General features: G+C 51.7%; 22 protein-coding genes. 7 read left to right on the top strand and 15 right to left on the bottom strand.

Annotation, left to right across the window (positions count from 1 at the left end):
- Positions 1 to 29: 29 nt before the first annotated feature.
- Positions 30 to 797, bottom strand: a complete 768-nt coding sequence (tpiA, locus tag D8682_RS15035; protein ID WP_034461430.1) for a triose-phosphate isomerase — start codon at positions 795 to 797, stop codon at positions 30 to 32.
- Positions 798 to 1031: 234 nt separating this feature from the next.
- Complete coding sequence (locus tag D8682_RS15025) at positions 1032 to 1631, bottom strand: YiiQ family protein (RefSeq protein WP_121814605.1); 600 nt, start codon at positions 1629 to 1631, stop codon at positions 1032 to 1034.
- A gap of 114 nt (positions 1632 to 1745) precedes the next feature.
- Between D8682_RS15025 and D8682_RS15020 the strand changes: the two genes are divergently transcribed.
- The gene (locus D8682_RS15020; protein WP_034500043.1) at positions 1746 to 2165 is read left to right on the top strand and encodes a DUF805 domain-containing protein; all 420 of its coding nucleotides are present in this window, start codon (positions 1746 to 1748) and stop codon (positions 2163 to 2165) included.
- Between the two features lie 14 nt (positions 2166 to 2179).
- Here D8682_RS15020 and fpr read toward each other — a convergent pair whose 3' ends face one another.
- The 4 genes from fpr to D8682_RS15000 all read right to left on the bottom strand — a co-directional run bounded on the left by fpr (position 2180) and on the right by D8682_RS15000 (position 6779).
- Positions 2180 to 2926, bottom strand: coding sequence for a ferredoxin--NADP(+) reductase (fpr, locus tag D8682_RS15015; RefSeq protein ID WP_121814604.1), 747 nt, complete (start codon positions 2924 to 2926; stop codon positions 2180 to 2182).
- A 101-nt stretch (positions 2927 to 3027) separates the two neighbouring features.
- On the bottom strand, positions 3028 to 4038 hold the full coding sequence (gene glpX, locus D8682_RS15010; RefSeq protein WP_121814603.1) for a class II fructose-bisphosphatase: 1011 nt from the start codon (positions 4036 to 4038) through the stop codon (positions 3028 to 3030).
- A gap of 353 nt (positions 4039 to 4391) precedes the next feature.
- Positions 4392 to 5906, bottom strand: a complete 1515-nt coding sequence (gene glpK / locus D8682_RS15005; protein WP_064541712.1) for a glycerol kinase GlpK — start codon at positions 5904 to 5906, stop codon at positions 4392 to 4394.
- A 21-nt stretch (positions 5907 to 5927) separates the two neighbouring features.
- Positions 5928 to 6779, bottom strand: a complete 852-nt coding sequence (locus D8682_RS15000; protein ID WP_121814602.1) for an MIP/aquaporin family protein — start codon at positions 6777 to 6779, stop codon at positions 5928 to 5930.
- Between the two features lie 444 nt (positions 6780 to 7223).
- Between D8682_RS15000 and zapB the strand changes: the two genes are divergently transcribed.
- Positions 7224 to 7463, top strand: a complete 240-nt coding sequence (zapB, locus tag D8682_RS14995; protein WP_064561531.1) for a septal ring assembly protein ZapB — start codon at positions 7224 to 7226, stop codon at positions 7461 to 7463.
- A 58-nt stretch (positions 7464 to 7521) separates the two neighbouring features.
- On the opposite strand, the gene rraA is transcribed toward zapB, so the two are convergent.
- From rraA to priA, 7 genes are all read right to left on the bottom strand, one after another.
- On the bottom strand, positions 7522 to 8007 hold the full coding sequence (gene rraA, locus D8682_RS14990) for a ribonuclease E activity regulator RraA (protein WP_064541702.1): 486 nt from the start codon (positions 8005 to 8007) through the stop codon (positions 7522 to 7524).
- A gap of 92 nt (positions 8008 to 8099) precedes the next feature.
- Positions 8100 to 9029, bottom strand: coding sequence for a 1,4-dihydroxy-2-naphthoate polyprenyltransferase (menA, locus tag D8682_RS14985; protein WP_064541699.1), 930 nt, complete (start codon positions 9027 to 9029; stop codon positions 8100 to 8102).
- Positions 9030 to 9104: 75 nt separating this feature from the next.
- Positions 9105 to 10439 (bottom strand): HslU--HslV peptidase ATPase subunit, encoded by a 1335-nt coding sequence (gene hslU / locus D8682_RS14980; protein ID WP_064541697.1) that lies wholly within the window; start codon positions 10437 to 10439, stop codon positions 9105 to 9107.
- Positions 10440 to 10448: 9 nt separating this feature from the next.
- Complete coding sequence (gene hslV / locus D8682_RS14975; RefSeq protein WP_064541694.1) at positions 10449 to 10979, bottom strand: ATP-dependent protease subunit HslV; 531 nt, start codon at positions 10977 to 10979, stop codon at positions 10449 to 10451.
- Positions 10980 to 11193: 214 nt separating this feature from the next.
- On the bottom strand, positions 11194 to 12162 hold the full coding sequence (gene ftsN / locus D8682_RS14970; RefSeq protein ID WP_121814601.1) for a cell division protein FtsN: 969 nt from the start codon (positions 12160 to 12162) through the stop codon (positions 11194 to 11196).
- An 89-nt stretch (positions 12163 to 12251) separates the two neighbouring features.
- Positions 12252 to 13286 (bottom strand): DNA-binding transcriptional regulator CytR, encoded by a 1035-nt coding sequence (cytR, locus tag D8682_RS14965; RefSeq protein WP_064541688.1) that lies wholly within the window; start codon positions 13284 to 13286, stop codon positions 12252 to 12254.
- A gap of 165 nt (positions 13287 to 13451) precedes the next feature.
- Positions 13452 to 15647, bottom strand: a complete 2196-nt coding sequence (gene priA, locus D8682_RS14960; protein WP_121814600.1) for a primosomal protein N' — start codon at positions 15645 to 15647, stop codon at positions 13452 to 13454.
- Between the two features lie 208 nt (positions 15648 to 15855).
- Between priA and rpmE the strand changes: the two genes are divergently transcribed.
- On the top strand, positions 15856 to 16071 hold the full coding sequence (gene rpmE / locus D8682_RS14955; RefSeq protein ID WP_034500060.1) for a 50S ribosomal protein L31: 216 nt from the start codon (positions 15856 to 15858) through the stop codon (positions 16069 to 16071).
- Positions 16072 to 16258: 187 nt separating this feature from the next.
- Here rpmE and metJ read toward each other — a convergent pair whose 3' ends face one another.
- Positions 16259 to 16576 (bottom strand): met regulon transcriptional regulator MetJ, encoded by a 318-nt coding sequence (gene metJ / locus D8682_RS14950; protein ID WP_034461414.1) that lies wholly within the window; start codon positions 16574 to 16576, stop codon positions 16259 to 16261.
- 262 nt (positions 16577 to 16838) lie between these two features.
- On the opposite strand from metJ, the gene metB reads away from it, so the two are divergent.
- From metB to katG, 4 genes are all read left to right on the top strand, one after another.
- Positions 16839 to 17999, top strand: a complete 1161-nt coding sequence (metB, locus tag D8682_RS14945; RefSeq protein WP_064541682.1) for a cystathionine gamma-synthase — start codon at positions 16839 to 16841, stop codon at positions 17997 to 17999.
- A 2-nt stretch (positions 18000 to 18001) separates the two neighbouring features.
- Positions 18002 to 20434 (top strand): bifunctional aspartate kinase/homoserine dehydrogenase II, encoded by a 2433-nt coding sequence (locus D8682_RS14940; protein ID WP_121814599.1) that lies wholly within the window; start codon positions 18002 to 18004, stop codon positions 20432 to 20434.
- 226 nt (positions 20435 to 20660) lie between these two features.
- Entirely contained in the window at positions 20661 to 21551 is an 891-nt protein-coding gene (metF, locus tag D8682_RS14935; RefSeq protein ID WP_064541676.1) for a methylenetetrahydrofolate reductase, read from the top strand.
- A 250-nt stretch (positions 21552 to 21801) separates the two neighbouring features.
- A complete protein-coding gene (gene katG / locus D8682_RS14930) occupies positions 21802 to 23982 on the top strand; it encodes a catalase/peroxidase HPI (RefSeq protein ID WP_064541673.1) in 2181 nt (726 codons plus the stop codon).
- A gap of 53 nt (positions 23983 to 24035) precedes the next feature.
- Here the strand turns inward: katG and D8682_RS14925 are convergent, their stop codons facing one another.
- Positions 24036 to 25139: a glycerol dehydrogenase gene (locus D8682_RS14925; RefSeq protein ID WP_064541670.1), complete on the bottom strand. Its 1104-nt coding sequence runs from the start codon at positions 25137 to 25139 to the stop codon at positions 24036 to 24038.
- Positions 25140 to 25144: the final 5 nt, after the last annotated feature.

Below are 25144 nucleotides of genomic sequence, written 5' to 3'. Positions count from 1 at the left end.
CAGGGCCTGTATATGTTTAAGCGAGAGACTTACGCTTTTTTCGCTTCAGCCGCAGCTTTAACGATAACGGCAAACGCGTCTGCTTTCAGAGATGCACCGCCAACCAGCGCGCCATCGATGTCCGGCTGAGCAAACAACTCTGCTGCGTTCTTATCGTTTACGGAACCGCCGTACTGGATGATCACTTGCTCTGCTACTTTCGCATCAGCTTTAGCAATGTGGTCACGAATGAATTTGTGAACAGCCTGAGCTTGAGCAGGAGTGGCTGATTTGCCAGTACCGATTGCCCATACTGGTTCGTAAGCGATAACCACACCTTCGAAAGCTGCTGCGCCCTGAGTTTTCAGCACTGCATCAATCTGGCGTGCGCAAACTTCTTCAGTTTTGCCAGCTTCGTTTTCTGCTTCAGTTTCACCGATGCAAAGAACTGGGATCAGGCCAACTTCTTTCAGAATTGCGAATTTTTTAGCAATCAGTTCATCAGACTCTGCGTGGTAAGTACGACGCTCGGAGTGACCGATGATGATGTACTTAGCGCCAACATCTTTCAGCATTTCTGCAGAAACTTCACCAGTGAAAGCACCGGACAGGTTCAGGTCTACGTTCTGAGCACCAAGAATGATGTGGCTACCAGATGCAGCGTGTTTAGCCAGATCCAGATACATAGTTGGAGGAGCGATAGCAACGCCACATCCAGCAACGCCAGCCAGCTCTTTGCGTAAGCCAGCAATCAGCTCGTGTACCATGTGCTTGCTGCCGTTCAGTTTCCAGTTACCCATCACCAAAGGATGTCGCATCTTAATTCTCCACAAGGTCAAACTAATAAAAGAATCGCTGCCATTTAGGGCAGCATGGTCTGTGGAACAGTATATACCCGTCATACTTCAAGTTGCATCTTTGTTGGCTGCGATCGCTCACCCGAATCACTTACTTATGTAAGCTCATCGGGATTCGTTCTCTTGCCGCCGCGCTGCAACTTGAATTATTTGGGTATAGAGACTCAACAGGCGAAAGGCTTTGCTTTTTGTCATTTATTCGCCGTTGTTAAGTGTTTCAGATAGCGTTAGCTTAATCGGTTCAACAGCGAAGGTCAGCCCCTTTTCACCGTTGTCTGCGACAACATAGCGGATCGCGCCATCGGTTTGTGTGTAGTAACGTTTGTTCTTTCCGTTACTGAGCAACCTGGTGAGTTTTGCTACGCTTTGTGGCTTTGAAAGCGAGGGGGTAAAGGTACGAATCAGCGCGGCCATGTACTCTGTCGCTTTTGCTCGCGCCACTTTTTGCTCAGGCCCTTGAATCGGCAACCACGTTATCTGGATAGATTTTATTTTCAGAGTGCCGTGTTCTAACGCAGTTGATGTGTAGAGGTTTTCGTTGATTTTGCTGGCGGCACGCATCAGGTTCACTTCATCGGAATTGGAGTCGATGGCACGGAACTCATTGATGGGCAAAGACGGGTTTGCAGTTGTGAATTTTTCCCGAAACTGCGTAATGTTCATGTCGAACGTTGGGGCGCCTGCCAATAAATAGGGAGCAACTTGTAGCGTTGAGGTGGAATCTGAAGGCGGATCAGCCCACACCACCGTAACGGGTAGTATCAGCAAAGCCAGACCTGCAACCAGATGTCTCATCGACAAATTCTCCTGTGAATTCTGCTTTCCGATTAAATCGGCATTCCGTTGGCTTGTCAAAACCCATCATAGCTGGGGTACACTACGGCGCTAAACAATAAAATGGACCTTACCATGACCATACAGCAATGGCTGTTCTCTTTTAACGGACGTATTGGACGTCGTGACTTCTGGATTTGGATTGGCGTCTGGCTAATTGCGCTGATCATTCTCTTCACCCTCGCGGGTGCTGAAATTATGCCTTACTCCACTGCCGGCTTCTTTCTTTCGGGTTCGTTGATACCGACTGCCGCCGTGATCGTCAAACGTCTTCATGACCGCAATAAAAAAGGCTGGTGGGCGCTGCTGTTTATTCCTGCGTGGTTGTTGCTTGCAGGTAACTGGGAAACTTTCGGAACGTTAGCGCAGTGGGGGCTTGGCCGTTTTATCCCAACGCTGATTTTGGTGATGGTTATTATGGACCTGGGCGCGTTTGTTGGCACCCAGGGTGAAAACCGCTTTGGCAAAGACACCAGCGAAGTGAAGTACCGCTAGCATTACCCATAAAGTTACCAATAGTGTTCTGCAGTCATATGGCCCGGTCGGCGGCGTAAATGTTTGGTCATCTGCCGGGTATCTTTCAGCAACTGCTGTGTATCTCGTACCATCTGCGGGTTTCCGCATAACATCACATGACTGGTCTCAATGTTCATTGGCAGGCCAACAGCCGCTTCCAGTTCGCCGCTTTCGATAAGTGCAGGCACGCGGCCGGTTAACGAACCAGGAATTGATTCCCGACTAACGACCGTCTGAATGCGTAATTTCCCTTCATATTGCTGCTGGAGTTTTTGCATCAATGGCAAATAACTCAAATCCTGCGCATAACGTACGGCATGAAGCAAAACGATGTTATCGAAGCGCTCAAGGCCTTTACCTTCCTGCAAAATCGAAAGATACGGGCCGAGTGCTGTTCCCGTTGCCAGCATCCATAATGTCTGGCAATCAGGGATTTCATCCAGCACAAAGAATCCAGCCGCTTCGCTCACCAGCATAATTTCATCCCCAGGCTGCAGAGCATGCAGACGTGGGCTGAGCTTGCCTTCAGGCACGGTGACCAGATAAAACTCGAGGTTCGGATCGCTGGGTGCATTGACGTAGGAATAAGCGCGTTGTACGCGGTCGCCGTCAATTTCCATCCCAAGTTTAGTGAATTGCCCGGCGGTGAAAGGGGCGACAGGCGCATGAACAGTGAGACTAAAAAGAGCGTCAGTCCAGTTTTCAATCTGGACAACTTTACCTTTGACCCATTCCGCCATGATGTTCATTCCCCTGTGTTGTGTTTTTCCTATCTTCACCAGAAAAGTGAGAGATTTCCAGCTGGTTAAAGCTGGAAAGCTCAATCAGACAAACGATGGGCTTACAGAATATGGGTCTGTACTTCCTGGTCTTTACGGTCAAGGTAGTGAATAGATTTGATGCGACGAATGGTGCGTGATTTACCACGAATCAGCAGAGTTTCAGTGGTCGCCATATTCCCTTTACGGGTGATCCCATCCAGCAAATCGCCTTTGGTGATACCAGTTGCCGAGAAAATAACGTTGTCGTTGCGCGCCATATCATCGAGCTTCAACACCAGGCCTGCTTCAATGCCCATTGCTGTGCAGCGGGCTATCTCTTGCTCACCGATTCGACGGTTTTCTTCGTTGTCACCTTTTACGTGGTGACGAGCCAACAGGCGGCCATGCATATCGCCGTCCAGCGCGCGGATAACCGCCGCAGAAATCACGCCTTCAGGTGCGCCGCCAATACCGTACATCACATCGACTTCGCTATCCGGCATGCAGGTCAAAATAGATGCTGCAACATCGCCATCAGGAATCGCAAACACGCGCACCCCAAGCTTTTGCATTTCGGCAATGACTTCATCGTGGCGAGGTTTAGCAAGAATGGTGACGGTGAGTTCACTGAGCGGTTTATTGAGCGCTACGGCGACGTTATAGAGGTTTTCTGCCAGCGGAAGGTTCAGGTCGATAATGCCTTTAGCGCCAGGGCCGACAATCAGCTTTTCCATGTACATGTCGGGAGCGTTCAGGAAGCTGCCTTTGTCGCCAACGGCCAATACTGCCAGCGCGTTTGCCTGGCCCATGGCGGTCATGCGTGTGCCTTCAATCGGGTCAACGGCGATATCTACCGCGTCGCCCTGGCCGGTACCGACTTTTTCACCAATGTACAACATGGGTGCTTCGTCGATTTCCCCTTCGCCAATCACAATCTGGCCGTCAATATTGACCTGATTAAGCACAATACGCATCGCGTGAACGGCAGCACCGTCAGCCGTATTTTTGTCGCCACGCCCCAACCATTTATAACCAGCCAACGCTGCGGCTTCAGTTACGCGGGAAAATTCTATCGCCAGTTCTCGTCTCATTGCACACTCATTTAGCAAGCCCAATTGCGACGGAGTTTAGCACAGGCGGGGTAGGGTGATCCCCTCTCCCGGTGGGCTGTCTCTTAGTCACATCTTTGAGGACTGGTTCCTGCCGAGCCGGAGAAGGTTCCGTTCACCAGGTGACAGCATGTTTATGTCGCGATTGATTTGCCGGGCGCCTGGATTATCAAGGGGTTGGCGTTAACCCATTGATACGTTAACCGTTTGCGGGACTTACAGAGATAACTGAACTCACGGGTGAACGGAAAACTTGCGAGGCTTACAGATCTTACCCTGACAAAATTGCCAGGGTGAGTTGTGTATAAGAGACAGCTCCCGGTGGGTGAGGGCAATTAACTTTCTTCGTGATCTTCCCAGGCCAGCGCACGCTTAACGGCTTTTTTCCAGCCAGCGTAACGGTAATTACGTTCGGTCGTTTCGATACCCGGACGGAACTCTTTTTCGATAACCGCTTTCTCGCTGACTTCGTCCAGGTTCTGCCAGAAGCCAACGGCCAGGCCTGCCAGATAAGCGGCGCCCAATGCTGTCACTTCGCGAACTTCAGGGCGTTCAACACGAGTCCCCAAAATGTCCGCCTGGAACTGCATCAGAAAGTTATTCGCCACCGCACCGCCATCAACACGCAAAGCGTGTAAGCGAATATCAGCGTCAGCCTGCATCGCTTCCAGCACATCGCGTGTTTGGTAAGCGATGGACTCAAGTGTGGCGCGGATAATGTGGTTTGCGTTCACGCCGCGAGTCAGGCCGAAGATTGCGCCTCGAGCATACGGGTCCCAGTAAGGCGCGCCCAGGCCAGTAAATGCCGGGACGACATACACGCCGTTGGTGTCTTTTACTTTGGTGGCAAAGTATTCGGAATCCGTCGCGTCGCTGATCAGTTTCATCTCGTCGCGCAGCCACTGGATAGAAGCGCCACCCATGAATACTGCACCTTCCAGCGCATAATTCACTTCACCGCGTGGGCCGCAAGCAATCGTGGTCAGCAAACCGTGAGTGGATTTAACGGCCTGCGTGCCGGTGTTCATCAACATGAAGCAGCCGGTACCGTAGGTGTTTTTCGCCATCCCTTCTTTTACGCACAACTGACCGAAGAGTGCAGCCTGCTGGTCACCGGCGATCCCGGCGATAGGAATACGCGTACCGCCTTTACCACCAATGTTGGTCTGGCCGTACACCTCTGAGGATTTACGCACTTCTGGCAGCATGGCGCGCGGAATATCCAGCGCTTCCAGCATGCGATCATCCCAGGTCAGATCGTGGATGTTAAACAGCATGGTTCGTGAGGCGTTGGTGTAATCAGTAACGTGCACGCGTCCCTGAGTCATCTTCCAGATTAACCAGGTATCGACAGTACCAAACAGCAATTCACCACGGCGAGCGCGCTCACGCGAGCCTTCAACGTGATCAAGAATCCACTTTACTTTGGTACCGGAGAAGTACGGGTCAACCACCAGGCCGGTTGCCGATTTGATGTACTCTTCCAGGCCGTCGCGCTTGAGTTGCTCGCAGATTTCTGCGGTACGGCGGCACTGCCAGACGATGGCGTTGTAAATCGGTTTACCGGTCTCTTTTTCCCAGACAATCGCGGTTTCACGTTGGTTGGTGATACCAATGGCGGCAATTTGGTCTGAGTTGATGTCTGCTTTCGCCAGCACTTCGACTAGTGTGGAGCTTTGAGTTGCCCAAATCTCCATCGGGTCATGTTCTACCCATCCTGCTTTTGGGTAGATTTGCTGAAATTCGCGCTGCGAAACGCTAACGACGTTGGCATCGTGATCCAGGACGACGGCGCGAGAGCTGGTGGTTCCTTGATCGAGTGCGACAATGTATTTTTTTTCGTGAGTCATAATTTTGTCCTGAAGTCAGTCTTACGAAGAAGCATTTTGTTGTTTGGCGGCGCTGGATTTTTCTTCCTCTGCCACGCAAACATCACAAGGTAAATGGCGACCAATCAGCTTACGGTAACCAAAGGCACCTAACGCCGCGCCTACAATCGGGCCAAACACCGGTACCAGGAAGTAAGGAATATCACGGCCACCGGTAAAGGCGACATCGCCCCAGCCTGCTAACCAAGCGAAAAGTTTCGGGCCAAAGTCACGCGCTGGGTTCATGGCAAAACCGGTCAATGGTCCCATTGATGCGCCGATAACCGCAATCAACAAGCCAATCAGCAGCGGGGCTAACGGGCCACGAGGGACACCGTTGCCATCGTCCGTCAGCGCCAGGATAACGCCCATCAAAATGGCGGTAATCACCATCTCTACGGCAAACGCCTGTACCAGATTAATGTGTGGGTTTGGATAGGTTGAGAAGATCCCCGCCAAATCCAGGCTTTCTACGCTGCCGCGCACCATGTGATGCGTCTGCTCGTAATCGAGGAATAAATTGTAATACAGGCCATACACCAAAGCTGCGGCACAGAACGCACCTGCAACCTGCGACACAATAAATGGCACCACTTTGCGTTTTTCAAAACAGGCGAAAAGCCATAATGCGATGGTCACCGCAGGATTGAGATGCGCGCCGGAAACCCCTGCGGTCAGGTAGATAGCCATCGCCACCCCTAACCCCCAGATGACGCTAATTTCCCACTGCCCGAAGCTTGCGCCCGCCACTTTTAAGGCGGCTACACATCCTACACCAAAGAAAATCAACAACGCGGTACCCATAAACTCGGCGATGCACTGACCTTTCAAGGTTGATGGAGCTGTCTGACTCATAATAGGGTCCTGAAGGCAAAATTAATGTTTATTGTTTGTTCGGGCATTCCCTGCCGCGCAGGTGCCATGTAGGCGTTGTGTTAATTTATCGTTAACGAACATAAACGAGAAATATCGAGCTTTAAATTTGTGTGTCACGTCATAAAAATGAGCGATTTCGCGCCAATTTGTGCGCATTATCACCCAGGGAAGATAACTTCGACATTCATAACCGCAATTAATGCGTTAACAAATAGTGATTTTAAGACATGCCGCCATTCGGTATATGCCGAAAAACGTTATGTTACGCAAAGAGCGCTTCAACTCGCTGGACACGGCTACTCACGCTACTTACAATCGAGACACGCTGCGTGGTGCGCATATATTCATAAGGTGTCTTCGGGGAATATCCGGGACGGGGATTTAGACATCCATCAACGCCTTGCAATTCAGGAGAGGTTCGAAATGTCATTTGAAGTGTTTGAGAAACTGGAAGCAAAAGTACAGCAGGCGATTGATACCATTACCCTGCTGCAGATGGAAATCGAAGAACTGAAAGAGACGAACACCAATCTGTCTCAGCAAGTTCAGCAATCTCAGAGCAATCATGAAGAATTAGTACGCGAAAACAATTCTCTGAAAGAGCAACAGCATGTGTGGCAGGATCGTCTGCACGCCCTGCTGGGTAAAATGGAAGAAGTGTAAGACCACAGCTTCAATAAAAACGGGCGCCCCAGGGCGCCCGTTTTGTTATTCGATTTTGTTACTCAATATCGAGGGGATCTTCGGAAAGGATAATGCCGGTGTTATCCGCATACAGATGGTCGCCGGAGAAGAATGTCACGCCGCCAAAGTTAACGCGCACGTCACTTTCGCCAACGCCAACACCAGCAGAGCCAACAGGAATGGCGGCAATTGCCTGAATACCAATATCCAGTTCTTCCAGGTCATCGACCTGACGCACGGCACCGTATACCACAATGCCTTCCCACTCATTTTGAGCCGCCAGACGGGCAAGTTCTGCGTCAATCAAAGCACGGCGTACAGAGCCGCCACCATCGATCACCAAAACACGTCCACGGCCATTTTGTTCGAGCAGATCATACAACAATCCGTTGTCCTCGAAACATTTCACCGTGATGATTTGCCCGCCAAAGGACGACCGCCCACCGAAATTGGAAAACAGCGGTTCAACGACGTTGACATCTTCCTGATAGATGTCGCAAAGCTCGGAAGTATCATATTTCATAGGATTAAGATTCTGTTGCTGCACGAGTTGTCAGTATATCGCTTAATATTAACTGTTGGCAAAATCATCAATTGTTAATTGATATTTGTCAGCTAAAACGAAACCGTGCTGAGCACAACTCCTACCGCAAACAACAAGTTAGTGAGCAATGCGGCTTTCACCGTGCGTACAAGCATCGGGCGCATGGCGACAGGTTCCATTTCATTTAACACATAAAGCGCCTGTTTAATGAGCAACGGCGCGGCCAGGACAAACAACCATCCCCACAAATTTTGCAGCCAGACAAGATTGAATACTGCGAGGCACACCAGCGCCCCAATCAACAGGCAGGCATGATAACGACGTGCCAGCACCGGGCCTAATCGCACCGCCAGCGTGTTTTTACCGTTTTCCCGGTCGCTGTCGATATCGCGTAAATTGTTGATGTTGAGCACCGCTGTTGCGAGCAATCCGCACGCCGTGGCGGGTAAAAAGACCAAAGGTGCCAGAGTATGCGCCTGCAAGTACCAGGTTCCCGCGACACTCAGCCAGCCAAAAAAGACCAGCACTGAAATATCGCCAAGCCCCATGTATCCATATGGACGTGTACCTACGGTGTAGGTAATTGCGGCGATGATTGCCAGCAAACCCAGCGCCATGAAACCGAGGAAATCGGCCAGTGTGTGGCAGGCGACAGCGACCAATGCCATGCCAGACAAGCAAATTAATACCACGCTAATGATAAGCGCTTTTTTCATTTGCGCCTGGGTAATCACACCTTTCTGCATTCCGCGCAATGGCCCTATTCGGTCTTCTTTATCGCTGCCTTTTACCGCATCGCCGTAGTCATTAGCCAGATTCGAGAGGATTTGCAGTAGCCCCGCAGTCAGCAACGCCAGTAACGCAATAGCCGGATTAAACACGCCTTGCCAAAAAGCCAACGCAGAACCACAAACGATAGAGGCAAAAGCCAGCGGTAAAGTGCGGGGGCGCAAGCTTTCAAGCCAGGCCTGAGTGGTGCTTACAGAGTGCGATTCGCTCATAGTTCTCTCTGTTAGATATAAAAAATGGAGGGCATAAGCCCTCCATTTGTAATGAAGAAAATACGTTGAGCGCGATTATAGGATAAAACGGCTCAAGTCTTCATCTGCTACCAACTCATCCAGATGTTTACTAACATATTCGGCATCGATCAGAATGGATTGGCCGCTCAGATCGCTGGCATCATAAGAGATGTCTTCAACCAGGCGCTCCAGCACCGTGTGCAGACGACGTGCACCGATGTTTTCGGTGGATTCGTTCACCTGCCATGCGGCCTCAGCAATACGGCGAATACCATCTGCGGTAAAGTCGATAGTCACGCCTTCAGTGCCCATCAGCGCTTTGTATTGCACAGTGATAGACGCGTTAGGCTCGGTCAGAATGCGTTCGAAATCTTCAACCGTCAGTGCCTGCAATTCCACACGAATTGGCAGACGCCCCTGCAATTCAGGGATCAGGTCTGACGGGCTTGCCACCTGGAATGCACCAGATGCAATAAACAGAATGTGGTCAGTTTTGACCATACCGTGTTTAGTAGAAACGGTGCAGCCTTCAACCAGTGGCAGCAAGTCACGCTGAACGCCTTCACGAGAAACATCCGGGCCGGAACTGTTGCCACCGCGCTTACAGATTTTGTCGATCTCATCGATAAACACGATGCCGTGTTGCTCAACCGCATCAATCGCGTCTTGCTTCAGCTCTTCTGGATTCACAAGCTTCGCAGCTTCTTCTTCAATCAGAAGTTTCATCGCGTCTTTGATTTTCAACTTGCGTGGCTTTTGCTTCTGGCCACCGAGGTTTTGGAACATAGACTGCAACTGGTTGGTCATTTCTTCCATGCCAGGAGGAGCCATGATCTCAACACCCATCGGTGCTGCAGCCAGATCGATTTCAATTTCTTTATCGTCTAACTGGCCTTCACGCAATTTCTTACGGAAAGACTGGCGAGCCGCAGAAGGTTCTTGTGGCGCTTCAGCCTGGCCCCAGTTGTTTTTAGCTGGTGGCAGCAGAACATCAAGGATGCGCTCTTCGGCCATTTCTTCGGCGCGGAATCGGTTCTTTTCAATGGACTGCAAACGCACCATTTTCATCGCAGAATCAGTCAGATCGCGGATGATAGAATCCACTTCTTTACCAACATAACCAACTTCGGTGAATTTGGTGGCTTCAACTTTGATGAACGGCGCGTTGGCGAGTTTCGCCAGACGACGAGCAATTTCGGTTTTACCGACACCGGTTGGGCCGATCATCAGAATGTTTTTTGGCGTAACTTCATGGCGCAGCTCTTCATCAAGCTGCATACGGCGCCAGCGGTTGCGCAGCGCAATCGCCACGGAACGCTTGGCATTGTCCTGGCCAATGATGTGTTTGTTCAGTTCGCTGACAATTTCGCGTGGGGTCATTTCAGACATGGGGATTCCTTACGCCTTAGACGCTAATTCTTCAATAGTATGGAAATGGTTGGTGTAGATGCAGATATCACCGGCGATCCCCAGCGATTTCTCTACGATGTCACGAGCACCCAGTTCGGTGTTATCAAGCAGTGCACGCGCTGCGGCCTGTGCATAAGGGCCACCTGAACCAATCGCAATCAGATCATCTTCTGGCTGGATAACATCACCATTACCGGTAATGATCAGCGAGGCATTTTCATCGGCGACAGCCAATAGCGCTTCGAGCTTGCGCAGCATACGGTCGGTACGCCAGTCTTTTGCCAGTTCAACCGCCGCTTTCACCAGGTGGCCCTGGTGCATTTCTAGCTTGCGCTCAAACAGTTCGAATAGGGTGAAGGCATCCGCAGTGCCGCCAGCAAAACCGGCAATCACTTTGTCGTTATACAAACGACGCACTTTTTTAACGTTGCCTTTCATTACGGTGTTGCCGAGCGTGGCCTGACCATCACCACCGATTACGACATGGCCGTTACGGCGCACACTTACTATTGTTGTCACGAGCAGACCCCTTATTGCATCAGCTGTACCCTTCATAATTCAAGTTGTAGGTGCGTTGGCTTCTTTCAGTCACCCGAATCACTTACTTGAGTAAGCTCATCGGGATTCCTTCTTTTGCCGCCTTCCTTCAACCCGAATTATTTAGGGTAGAAATATGATCCCCAAAATATGTTCGGGGCTGAATGCAATTATAGATGGGGGGATTTTGGGGGTTTCAACCCCCGGAGCCAAGACGAATACAGTTAGAGTGACCCGCCATCTTCAGACGGTTGATCGTACCATCGGCATTCTCTTTACCTTTGATTGGCCCAATCACCACACGATTCCAGCCATTATTGGTGGTAATGCGCGAATCAAAACCTTCGAAAGCCAACTGCGCACGGACGGTTTCCGCCTGCTCACTGCCTTTAAAGGAACCACACTGTACCATCCAGCGTTTTTCGTCTTTCGGCTTTTCCTGTGGTGCCGGAGCGGGTTTGACCGCTTCGATCGGTGCTGCCGGTTGAGCCGCTTTGGGTTGTGTCGTTGTTGTCGCTGCACGCTGCTGGGTATGCGGCGGGGTTTGCAACAAATCTTGATACGGCTGCTGCGTTGACGTCGTCGTTCGCGGTTGCTGCTGCACTGGACGTGGCTGCTGCGTTACCGGCTGCGGCTGCACAGCTCTTGGTTGCGGTGCAACTTGTTGAGCGGTGAACTGTTGCTGTTGAATAGCTTTCTGGCGCTGGAGTGTGTGCTGGCGCTGTTCTGGCGTTTGCTCATTCCATGGCACTTCATTCAACTGAGTCGGCTGCTGGCGCATATCCGCCTGCATTTGCTCCAACAACTGGCGCTGCTCGCTGGTGAGCTGATCTTTATTCTGCACTTCGCCACCGGCAGTCGGCTCAGTAGGGCTACGCACACCGGTCTGGCGATTTTCCAGTTCTTTGATGTAACGCCAGCGTTCTTCCGGTTTAGGTGGCAGGCCGTTACCTGTGACTTTGTGTCCAGGCAGGGTTTCGCTTTCATCTTTCTTATGATGAGTAATGAAGTACAGGGCACCAATAAAGGTCACCAGAACGGCGGCCGCAATGGCGACCATTGTCGGCGAGACAGATGGTAGGCTGCGTTGCTTGCTGCGGGTGCTACTTTTCTTACGCCGCGTACCTGCCGATTGCCCGCGGCGTACATAATCTCGTTGTGCCACTATCGATTCGCTATATTTTTTACGTTTATCAGCCCGCCATGTTACTTAATGGACATCCCTTTGACCAGAATCCAGTGTCCTAAAGCGGTTCATTTTCTACTGCCAGGTGCGCTGGTGGTGCCTCGTTCAATGAGCTCACAATCCAGCAAACGCGAACCACTACTCACGGCTTGCCCGTGAAGCTGATCCAATAGCAACAGCATAGCTTCTCGCCCAATATCGAAACGGGGTTGCGCCACAGTGGTGAGAGGTGGGTCACAGAACTGTGACAGAGCGATGTCATCAAAGCCCATGATTGATAAGTCTTCTGGCACGCGCAAGCCACTGCGCTTGGCCTGAGACAATGCGCCCAGCGCCATAACGTCGCTATGACAGAACACAGCGGTTGGTGGATTTGGTAGTGCCAGTAATTTCGATAACGCCGCCGCACCGGCTTCGTAGGTGAAGTCTCCACGTGCGATGTAATGTGGATCGACCACCGTTCCCGTGCGGCGCAATGCCTGCACGTACCCTTGCAAGCGGTAGTGACAAAGCGGCATCTCTTCAGGGCCAGCAATACAGGCAATTTTTTGATGGCCAAGCTGTTGCAGATAATAAACGGCGTTGAATGCAGCCGTCAGGTTATCAATATGAACGGTTGGCAGTTCCAGTTCAGGCGCAAATTCATTCGCCATCACCATCGGCGGTAAATTGCGTTGCTCTTCGATGCTGGCATCAAAAGGAAGGCGCGAGCCGAGCAATAGCATCCCGTCAATCTGCTTGGTGATAATCAGATTGATGAACGTTTTTTCTTGCTGGTTTTGATGAGCGCAATCACCAATTAACACCAAATAGCCTTGTTCCGCCGCCGTCACTTCAATACCGCGAATGATTTCGCTAAAGAAGGGATCGCAGATATCCGGGACAATAACCAGAATGGTGCGTGATTCATTACGCTTTAAATTTCGCCCCAATGAATGGGGTAAGTAACCTACGGCTATAGCCGCTTGTTCCACACGATTACGAGTGCTTTGCGATACTTTATCCGGGTTCATTAACGCCCTGGACACTGTTGCAGTTGAGACTTTCGCCTGCACTGCAACATCTTTCATGGTTGCATTGGCAACCTGATTCTTCGGCTTCAACTTCTTCTCCTCGCGTGCACTTTACAGGTGCTGACAACGTCCCTGGTGTCTGACCATGCTCACATTCTTAGCAGAAATTGAGACCCGTTGGTTACAGTTATTTCATTAAAAGTGTGATGGTTGTTGAATTTTTCGATCCGCTTCGCATATCCGTAGCGCTTTGTGCTACCCGTCTATCGGGTCAACATCCAGCATCCATTTCACTTTGCGTGATTCAGGTAACGTATTAACCAGTTTCAGCGAATGGCTAACCAGCCGTTGCAGGCGTGCGCGCGAAGGGTGTTGCAGCAGAATTTGCCAGCGGAAACGGCCCCCGCGTTTGGGCTGTAAACAAGGCACTGGCCCCATTATCCACAGTTGGTCATCCCTTAACGGGCTGGACTCCAGCAGATTTCGTAACTGCTGTAAAAACAGGGGGGCCTGATGGTTATTTTGGTCTTCCGCACGGAACATGATGTGGCTGGTAAACGGTGGCAAGAACACCGTCTGGCGCTCTTTCAAAGCCTGGCTGGCGAAATCGTCATAACCTTTGGTGAGCAATGTTTGTAATAAGGGATGCTCTGGATGGTGCGTTTGTAGCAGGACTTCGCCTGGTTTGCCTGCTCGTCCAGCGCGCCCGGAAACCTGAATATAGAGCTGGGCAAAGCGTTCTGCTGCGCGGAAATCAGCGGAAAACAGCGCGCCATCAACATCCAGCAAAGCCACCAACGTCACGTCCGGGAAGTGATGCCCTTTCGCTAACATTTGCGTACCAATCAAAATGCGTGCGCCGCCACGATGAACTTCAGCCAGTTGCTGTTCAAGCGCCCCTTTACGGCTGGTGGTATCGCGGTCGATACGCGAAATCGGCACGCCCGGGAATTCCGGCGCAAGACTGTGCTCAAGTTGCTCCGTCCCCATGCCGACCGGAACCAGATTAGTGGAACCACAACTCGGGCATTGCTGAGGAACCGGTCTTTGGCTGTCGCAATGGTGGCAGCGCAAATGGCGCTGGCCCTGGTGGTAGGTGTAGTAGTGATCGCAACGTGGGCATTCCGCTATCCAGCCGCATTCATGGCACAGCAGGGCGGGTGCAAATCCACGACGGTTAAGGAACAGAATCACCTGGTTATCAGCCTTCAAATGCTGGCCGATTTTCTTGATAAGCGCAGGTGCCAGGCCGGATTTCAGCGGCTGTCCTTTTAAATCCACCACTTGTTGCGTTGCCGGGCGCGCATTACCGGCGCGCTTTGTCAGGCGCAACTGCCGATATTTCCCCAACTGCACGTTGTGCAGCGTTTCCAGAGCGGGGGTCGCGGAGCCAAGGATAATGGGAATATCCTCCGCATGTGCGCGATACACCGCTAAATCGCGTGCGTGATAGCGCCAGCCTTCTTGCTGTTTGTAGGAGCTGTCATGTTCTTCATCAATCACGATCACGCCGAGCCGGCAAAACGGCGTAAACAGCGACGAGCGTGTGCCAATCACAATCGCGGCCTCGCCACTGCGCGCTTTTAGCCACACGGCAAGACGTTCGCTGTCGTTAAGCCCGGAGTGCAGAACTTCCACCGGTGCGTTAAAACGCTCACGGAAACGGGCAATAGTTTGTGGCGTTAAGCCAATTTCCGGCACCAGAACCAGCGCCTGCTTGCCCTGTGCCAGCACATTTTCGAGCACGCTGAGATACACTTCCGTTTTGCCTGAACCGGTAATACCTGCCAGAAGCCAGACTGCAAAGCTTTCGGCTGAGCTGTGAATCGCACCGATTGCAGTGGCTTGCTCGGTGTTCAGGCGTAAACGTTCACCTTCGACGGAATAGCTATCGCGCCAGTCTTGCGTTGAAGGCGCGGCACTTTTCAGGTCGCATAAACCTTTAGCGCGCAGCGCTTGTAGCCCTGTTTCGCTGATTTCCAGCTCGCTCACCTGATGCCGCCAGATAATATTTTGTCGAACTGCCGCCAAAGCCTGTTGCTGCTTAGGTGCACGTTTCAGGCTATTAAGATCGGTGGCTTTACCTTCTTCAGTGGCAAACCAGTACCACAACGGCGCGTGGTGTGCGGGTTTCCCCTGGCGCAGCAAAATGGGCAGCGCGTGGAAAAGCACATCGCCAAGCGGATGGTGATAATACTCAGCAGCCCACAGCAGAACGCGCCACAGTGAAACAGGAAACAACGAAGCGCCATCCAGAACTTCAGCAACAGGTTTTAGTTCATTAATCGGCAATTCGCTGTGTTCACTAACGGCGACAACAATCCCGACAGCCTGGCGTTTACCAAACGGCACCATGACGCGACAGCCTGATTCCACCTGCATTCCATCAGGAACGAAATAGTCAAAAGTACGGGCAAGGGGAACCGGCAAAGCGACGTGGGCGACAGGCATGAATGCATCCAGGCTGATAAAAATGACGAGATAGTGTACACTGTGTGTTCCAGAAAATGCGGATCAGTTTGCATCCATTCGCGGGGTTCTGTATGATTCGCCGCCTTTGATGCGCAGTTTTTGGTATCAAAAAACCTAATTTATCAACTTCGCGTGGTGTCTGGCGTTAGGGCTGGAAGAGCGACGCGGCCTTATACAGAGGTTTTCCATGAAAAAGAATATTCACCCGAACTACGCAGAAATTACTGCAAACTGCTCATGTGGTAATTCTATCAAGATTCGCTCTACCGTGGGTCATGATCTGAACCTGGACGTCTGTGGCGAATGCCACCCGTTCTACACTGGCAAGCAGCGTGATGTTGCTACCGGTGGCCGCGTTGACCGCTTCAACAAGCGTTTCAGCGTTCCAGGCGCGAAGAAGTAATTCGCCGACGGTAAGAGAAAGGCGCCTAACGGCGCCTTTTTTGTTATTCCCGTCATCATTCAAGCCGTAGGGGTGTTGGCTGCACTCACTCACCCCAGTCACTTACTTCAGTAAGCTCCCGGGGATTTGCTCCCTTGCCGCCTACCTACGACTCGAATGCTATAGGGAATAAGGATAATTTCTGTAACTAGTATTCCCAGGTCTCTGGATCAATCCCCAACTCGCGCATGATCACCTTCGCTGCTTCAGGAATCTCATCACTACGTTCTTTACGCAGGTCTGCATCGTTTGGCAGCGGTTGGCCAGTAAACGCATGCAGAAATGCTTCACATAGCAGCTCACTGTTGGTTGCGTGACGCAGGTTATTCACCTGGCGACGGGTACGCTCATCGGTGAGGATTTTTAACACCTTCAGAGGAATGGAAACCGTAATTTTCTTTACTTGCTCACTCTTCTTCCCGTGCTCAGCGTAAGGGCTGATATATTCGCCGCTCCATTCAGCCATGAGATACTTAATCCTCTTATCAATATAAATGTGCTTCAATCGGACAACACACGACAGAAGCGATTTTCTGGACGTAGTGTACAGCGTTTATTGATCCGCGGTCTGCGGCGCTATCACCCTAAAGCGTATAATTTTAACGGCTATTGCGCGTTTGCTCAATCTATACGCAAAGAAGTTTAGATGTCCAGATGTATTGACGTCTAACTCAGCAGTGTTTACTCTGGTCTCTGACTTTTATTCGACCAGCAAGGATTCGAGAGCCATGACGCGTAAACAGGCAACTATCGCAGTACGTAGCGGTTTGAACGATGACGAGCAATACGGCTGCGTTGTACCCCCTATCCATCTTTCCAGTACTTATAATTTCACCGGATTTAATGAACCGCGCGCGCATGATTACTCGCGCCGTGGCAATCCTACGCGTGATGTCGTACAGCGTGCGCTGGCCGAACTGGAAGGTGGTGCGGGCGCAGTGCTGACAAATACCGGCATGTCAGCAATCCATCTGGTGACGACTGTTTACCTGAAGCCTGGCGATCTGCTGGTGGCTCCGCATGACTGTTACGGCGGCAGTTATCGTCTGTTTGACAGCCTGGCAAAACGCGGTGCATACCGTGTTTTGTTTGTCGATCAAGGTGATGAAGCTGCTTTAGCGGCAGCACTTAACGAAAACCCAAAACTCGTGCTGGTCGAAAGCCCAAGTAATCCCTTGTTACGAGTGGTAGATATTGCGAAAATCTGCGCCGCCGCGCGTGAAGCCGGGGCAATCAGTGTAGTGGATAACACCTTCCTGAGCCCGGCGTTGCAAAACCCGCTGGCATTGGGCGCAGACCTGGTTCTGCACTCTTGTACTAAATACCTGAATGGTCACTCAGATGTGGTTGCCGGTGTGGTGATTGCGAAAGACGCGGAAACCGTCACCGAGCTTGCCTGGTGGGCAAACAACATTGGCGTAACCGGCAGTGCTTTCGATAGCTACTTGCTGCTGCGTGGCCTGCGTACACTTTCACCACGTATGGAAGTGGCGCAACGAAATGCCCAGGCGATTGTCGATTTCCTGCAAACGCAACCGCTGGTGAAAAAGCTGTATCATCCTTCGCTGCCAGAAAACCAGGGCCATGAAATTGCTGCTCGTCAGCAAAAAGGTTTTGGCGCGATGCTGAGTTTTGAATTTAATGGCGACGAGCAAACGCTGCGTCGATTCCTGAGTAGCCTGACTCTCTTCACGTTAGCGGAATCGCTGGGTGGAGTAGAAAGTTTGATTTCACACGCGGCGACGATGACCCATGCGGGCATGGCGCCAGAAGCGCGTGCAGCAGCAGGGATTTCAGAAACCTTGCTGCGTATTTCGACTGGCATTGAAGATAGTGAAGATTTAATTGCTGACCTGGAAAATGCGTTCCGGGTTGCAGCCGAGGGGTAAGCATGAGTGTTTCAGCACCAGCAGCGGCGCCGGTTCGCCAACTGCATAAATTTGGTGGCAGTAGTCTGGCAGATGTGAAGTGTTACCTGCGCGTTGCAGGGATCATGGCCGAGTATTCTCATCCTGGCGACATGATGGTGGTTTCCGCCGCCGGTAGCACGACCAACCAGTTGATTAACTGGCTAAAATTGAGCCAAAGCGATCGTCTTTCTGCTCATCAGGTTCAACAAGCGCTGCGTCGTTATCAGAGCGAGTTGATTAGCGGCCTTGTGGCTCCTGAGGTTGCTGATGCTCTGATCGGTGCATTCATTCAGGATCTTGAGCGTCTGGCGGCTTTGCTGGATGGCAAAATGACTGACGCAGTGTATGCCGAAGTCGTAGGTCATGGTGAAATTTGGTCTGCACGCCTGATGTCTGCGGTGCTGAATCAGTTAGGTCATCCGGCTGCATGGCTGGATGCGCGTGAATTTATGCGCGCTGAACGTGCTGCTCAACCACAAGTTAACGAAGGCTTATCCTGGCCTTTGCTGCAAGAACTTATGGCGCAACATCCGCATAAGCGCCTCGTCGTTACCGGCTTTATTTGCCGTAATGATGCGGGTGAAACCGTGCTGCTTGGCCGTAATGGTTCTGACTATTCCGCCACTCAAATTGGTGCATTGGCTGGGGTTTCCCGCGTGACCATCTGGAGTGACGTTGCCGGGGTTTACAGCGCTGACCCACGTAAAGTGAAAGATGCGTGCTTGCTGCCTCTTTTGCGCCTGGATGAAGCGAGTGAGCTGGCTCGCCTGGCCGCTCCTGTCCTGCACGCCCGTACCTTGCAGCCTGTTTCTGGTAGCGATATCGACCTGCAATTACGTTGCAGCTATTCACCAGAACAAGGTTCAACACGTATCGAGCGTGTGCTGGCTTCCGGTACTGGCGCACGTATCGTCACCAGCCACGATGATGTCTGCCTGATTGAACTGCAGGTTTCCCCGCAGCAAGATTTTAAGCTGGCACACAAAGAGCTGGATACGTTGTTAAAACGTGCTCAGATTCGCCCGCTGTCTGTTGGCGTTCATCCCGATCGTAACCTGCTGCAACTTTGCTATACCTCAGAAGTTGCCGGCAGCGTGTTAGAAACGCTCACGAAAGCTAACCTGCCGGGCGAATTACGTCTGCGTGAAGGCCTGGCGCTGGTGGCGATGGTGGGCGCAGGCGTATGTCGTAACCCGCTGCATAGCCACCGCTTCTGGCAGCAGTTGAAAGACCAGCCTGTTGAGTTTATCTGGCAGTCTGAAGACGGAATTAGTTTGGTTGCGGTACTGCGTGTTGGCCCAACTGAAAATCTCATCAAGGGTCTGCATAAGTCCCTGTTCCGCGCTGAAAAACGTGTTGGTCTGGTGCTTTTCGGTAAAGGGAATATTGGTTCTCGCTGGCTGGAATTGTTCGCCCGCGAGCAAGAAACTATTTCTGCGCGTACCGGTTTTGAATTCGTTCTGGCGGGTGTTGTAGATAGCCGCCGCAGTTTGCTGAATTACGAAGGGCTGGATGCCAGCCGCGCGCTCGCTTTCTTTAACGACGAAGCGGTAGAGCAGGATGAAGAATCCCTGTTCCAGTGGATGCGTTCGCATCCGTATGACGACTTGGTGGTTCTGGATGTGACGGCGAGTGAGCAATTGGCCGATCAGTATCTTGATTTTGCCAGCCACGGTTTCCACGTGATCAGCGCCAATAAACTGGCCGGTGCCAGCAACAGCCAGAAGTACCGTGAAATTCGCAACGCCTTTACCAAGACAGGCCGCCACTGGTTGTATAACGCCACCGTGGGTGCAGGTTTGCCGGTCAACCATACCGTTCGTGACCTGCGTGAAAGCGGTGACTCAATTCTTGCCATCAGCGGTATTTTCTCCGGTACGCTCTCCTGGCTGTTCCTGCAATTCGATGGCACGGTGCCGTTTACCGATTTGGTGGACCAGGCCTGGCAGCAAGGGTTGACTGAACCAGACCCGCGCGTTGATCTTTCCGGTAAAGACGTGATGCGCAAGCTGGTGATTCTTGCCCGTGAAGCAGGTTATGACATCGAGCCAGATCAGGTGCGCGTTGAATCGCTGGTAACAAACGGTAGTGAAACTGGTTCAATTGACCATTTCTTTGAAAATGGCGATGAGCTGAACGAACAGATGGTTCAGCGTTTTGACGCGGCTCAGGAAATGGGTCTGGTGTTACGTTACGTGGCGCGTTTCGATGCCAATGGTAAAGCGCGTGTCGGCGTGGAGGCGGTGCGCCCTGAGCACCCGTTGGCTTCGCTGCTGCCGTGCGATAACGTTTTCGCCATCGAAAGCCGCTGGTATCGCGATAACCCGCTGGTGATTCGTGGGCCTGGCGCTGGTCGGGATGTGACGGCTGGCGCTATTCAGTCGGATCTCAACCGTTTGGCGCAGTTGCTGTAAACGGTGCAGTGACAGAAATACCGAGGCCAGCTTTAGCTGGCCTTTTTTCATCCTCCCCTCGAACATGAATAAATTTCAACTTGAGTGAGAAATCCTCATTTCTTGTGTTGAATTTTCTGTTGACGACGTCACGCTTTTCCTTCATCTTGCTATCTGGACGTCTAAACGTCTGGATAGCAACAAAACACAACATCACATAATAAAATGCGATTAATGAGGTAAGGGTATGAGCTTTTTTCACGCCAACCAGCGGGAAGCACTGAATCAGAGTCTGGCCGAAGTCGCCGGGCAAATTAACGTTTCCTTTGAATTTTTCCCGCCGCGCACCAGTGAAATGGAACAAACCCTGTGGAGCTCAATTGATCGACTCAGCAGCCTGAAGCCAAAATTTGTCTCCGTGACTTACGGCGCAAACTCGGGCGAACGTGACCGCACGCATAGCATCATCAAAGGCATTAAAGACCGCACCGGTCTGGAAGCGGCACCGCACCTGACTTGTATTGATGCAACGCGCGATGAACTGCGTGCTATCGCGCAGGATTACTGGAATAACGGTATCCGTCATATCGTGGCTCTGCGCGGTGATTTACCGCCAGGCGGCGGCAAACCGGATATGTACGCTTCTGACCTGGTGACGTTACTTAAAGATGTCGGTGACTTTGATATTTCTGTCGCCGCTTACCCGGAAGTTCATCCTGAAGCGAAAAGTGCGCAGGCTGATCTTATCAACCTGAAGCGCAAGATTGATGCCGGTGCAAACCGCGCTATTACTCAGTTCTTCTTCGATGTAGAAAGTTATCTGCGCTTCCGCGACCGCTGCGCCGCTGCGGGTATCGACGTTGAAATCGTGCCGGGTATTCTGCCGGTCAGTAACTACAAGCAGGCACACAAATTTGCCACCATGACCAATGTGCGCGTTCCGCACTGGATGGCGCAAATGTTTGAAGGCCTGGATGACGACGCGGAAACTCGCAAAATGGTCGGTGCTAATATTGCGATGGATATGGTGAAAATTCTCAGCCGTGAAGGCGTGAAAGACTTCCACTTCTATACGCTAAACCGCGCAGAGATGAGTTACGCAATTTGCCACACGCTGGGTGTTCGCCCGACTATCTGATTGAAGAAAATGGCCCGCAAGGGCCATGACTTTCTCCGCAGTAAACTCACATCCATTCTCCTGATTTCCTTCGAACTTTTAATTCTTAATTTTGAAAGTTTATGGGGTTGTCGACGTTTTGTTAAAAAAACTTTTGCTACCTTGCCTCTGGTCAGAAGGTAATAACTATCAAATCTGTAGTTTTTTTCATCTATAACTTATCTGCAGAGATGTATATCCTGGTACTACAACAGTGAAAGGGAGCAGGAAGATGAGCACGAACGAAAACGATCATAATACGTTGTCAGCAGGAAAGTGCCCGTTTCATCAGGGCAGTCAGGATGTAAGCGCAGGAGCGGGTACAAGCACTCGTGACTGGTGGCCAAAGCAACTCCGTGTTGACCTCCTCAATCAGCACTCTAACCGTTCAAACCCCCTGGGCGAAGATTTTGACTACCGCAAAGAATTCAGCAAACTTGATTATTCTGCTCTGAAAGGCGACCTCAAAGCCCTGTTAACCGATTCTCAGCCATGGTGGCCTGCTGATTGGGGCAGCTATGCCGGGCTGTTCATTCGTATGGCCTGGCATGGTGCTGGCACCTATCGTTCAGTCGATGGTCGTGGTGGCGCAGGCCGTGGTCAGCAGCGTTTTGCTCCTCTTAATTCCTGGCCGGATAACGTTAGCCTTGATAAAGCCCGTCGCCTGCTGTGGCCTATTAAACAGAAATATGGTCAGAAAATATCCTGGGCCGATCTTTATGTGTTAGCGGGGAACGTGGCGCTGGAAAACTCCGGTTTCCGTACCTTCGGTTTTGGCGCTGGGCGTGAAGACGTTTGGGAGCCAGACCTTGATGTGAACTGGGGTAATGAAAAAGCCTGGCTTGAGCATCGTGATCCTGAAGCGCTCGCCAAACGCCCATTGGCCGCGACCGAAATGGGGCTGATTTATGTTAACCCGGAAGGGCCAAATGCCAGTGGTGAACCGCTCTCCGCGGCCGCTGCCATTCGTGCGACTTTTGGCAATATGGGGATGAACGACGAAGAGACTGTCGCGCTTATCGCGGGTGGTCATACGCTGGGTAAAACCCACGGTGCGGCGGAAGCAACCCATGTGGGCGTCGATCCGGAAGCCGCGCCAATTGAAGCGCAGGGTTTAGGCTGGACGAGCAGCCACGGCTCAGGTGCAGGTGCTGATGCGATTACTTCTGGCCTGGAAGTCGTCTGGTCACAAACGCCAACGCAGTGGAGTAACTACTTCTTCGAGAACCTGTTCAAATTTGAATGGGTACAGACGCGCAGCCCGGCTGGTGCCATTCAGTTTGAAGCTGTAAATGCACCAGAAATCATTCCTGATCCTTTTGACCCCTCGAAAAAGCGTAAACCAACAATGTTGGTTACCGACCTGACGCTGCGTTTTGACCCAGAATTCGAGAAAATTTCACGTCGTTTCCTTAATGATCCTCAGGCATTCAATGAAGCCTTTGCCCGCGCATGGTTCAAGCTGACTCACCGCGATATGGGGCCAGTAGCGCGTTATATCGGCCCGGAAGTGCCAAGAGAAGAACTGATTTGGCAGGATCCGTTGCCGAAAGCGACATTCAGCCCAACACCAGCAGATATCGACCACCTGAAAGCAGAAATTGCCCGTTCCGGTTTGTCAGTGAGTGAACTGGTGTCTGTCGCCTGGGCATCGGCCTCTACTTTCCGTGGCGGCGATAAACGTGGCGGTGCTAATGGTGCGCGCCTGGCACTGGCACCTCAGCGTAGCTGGGATGTGAATGCGACGGCAGCGCGTGCTCTGCCAGCGCTGGAAGCGATTCAGAAAGCCTCTGGTAAAGTATCTTTGGCCGATATCATTGTACTGGCCGGTGTGGTGGGTGTTGAGCAGGCAGCGGAAGCGGCTGGCATCAGCGTACGTGTTCCGTTTATTCCGGGTCGTGTGGACGCCAGCCAGGATCAGACCGATATCGAGATGTTCAACCTGCTTGAGCCAGCGGCAGACGGGTTCCGTAACTACCGTGCTCGCGTGGATGCGGCGACAACAGAATCCCTGCTGATTGATAAAGCACAGCAACTGACGCTGACCGCACCAGAACTCACCGTGCTGGTAGGTGGTTTGCGTGCGCTGGGTGCGAATTTTGATGGCGGTAAACAAGGTGTATTCACCGATCGTCTTGGCGTGCTCAGTAACGATTTCTTTGTCAACCTGCTGGATATGCGCACCGAATGGAAAGCGACCGATGACTCTTCTGAGTTGTTTGAAGGCCGCGATCGTCAGTCGGGTGAGGTGAAACATCTGGCGACTCGTGCAGACCTGGTCTTTGGTTCCAATGCGGTTCTGCGTGCGCTGGCGGAAGTGTATGCCAGTGGCGATGCTAAAGAGAAGTTTGTGAAAGACTTTGTTGCAGCCTGGGTGAAAGTGATGAATCTGGATCGCTTTGACCTGAAATAATCTGCTATCTGACATGAAAATCCCCGCGTAACTGCGGGGATTTTTTATGGGTATTATTCCCAGGCTTCTAACAGGCGCTGACCGTACTGGTCAGCAACTAACAGCGCGGCAATGGCTTGATCAACTGTCACACCGCCAGGCATATTGTGGATAGTTTCGCCTTCTGCACAGGCAGCTCTCGCAACAATGCGCATTTTTTCTGCAACTTCAGTTTTGATATCCAGCTGTGCCAGCGTGAGCGGTAAACCTACCGAGTGACACAGTGCGGCAACGGTTTCGAACTCTTCTTGCGAGGCGTTTTCCAGCACTAACTGGGTCAGCGTACCGAAAGCCACTTTTTCGCCATGATAGAAATGATGCGCATCTGGAATTGCGGTCAAACCGTTATGAATTGCATGAGCCGCCGCGAGGCCGCCGCTTTCAAAACCGACGCCGCTCAAATAGGTGTTGGCTTCGATGACGCGTTCCAGTGCTGGCGTAACAACATGCTGCTCTGCTGCAAGCATCGCTTTTTCACCCTCTTCGAGCAGTGTGTTGTAGCACAATTCTGCCAGAGCAAGCGCGGCATGAGTGCAACGGCCACCCGCCATAGTCGTGGCACCGCTGCGTGAACATGCGCGGGCTTCAAACCAGGTCGCCAGAGCATCACCAATCCCTGCAGCCAGTAAACGAGCTGGCGCACCGGCGACGATTTTAGTGTCGACAATAACCATTTCGGGGTTGTTGGGGAGCAGCAGATAACGGTCGAATTCGCCGGTATCGGTATAAATAACGGAAAGGGCGCTACATGGAGCGTCTGTGGAGGCAATGGTCGGAGCTATCGCGACCGGAACATCTATAAAGTGCGCCAGTGCTTTTGCGGTATCGAGCGTTTTTCCGCCACCGATACCCAGTATTGCACTGCACTGCATTTTTTCTGCCACGGCGCGTAAACGATTTATTTCATTTTGCGAACATTCACCGCCAAATGGCGCGACTTCTAGCGCTAATCCGGCATCCTTCATGCTTTTGCTTAATGCTTCCTGCGCAAAACCTAATACAAATTTATCACCCACGACCAGCCAACGTTCGGCCAGTGGGCTCAGATATTCTCCTAGTCTTGTAATGACATCGGCACCCTGGATGTATTTACTCGGTGATTGAATGATGCGATCCATACTTT

This window comes from Buttiauxella sp. 3AFRM03 (assembly GCF_003675305.1).
GTDB lineage: Bacteria > Pseudomonadota > Gammaproteobacteria > Enterobacterales > Enterobacteriaceae > Buttiauxella > Buttiauxella ferragutiae.
The sequence above is the reverse complement of the archived record's forward strand: the minus strand, read 5'-3'. Positions and strand labels throughout refer to the sequence as shown.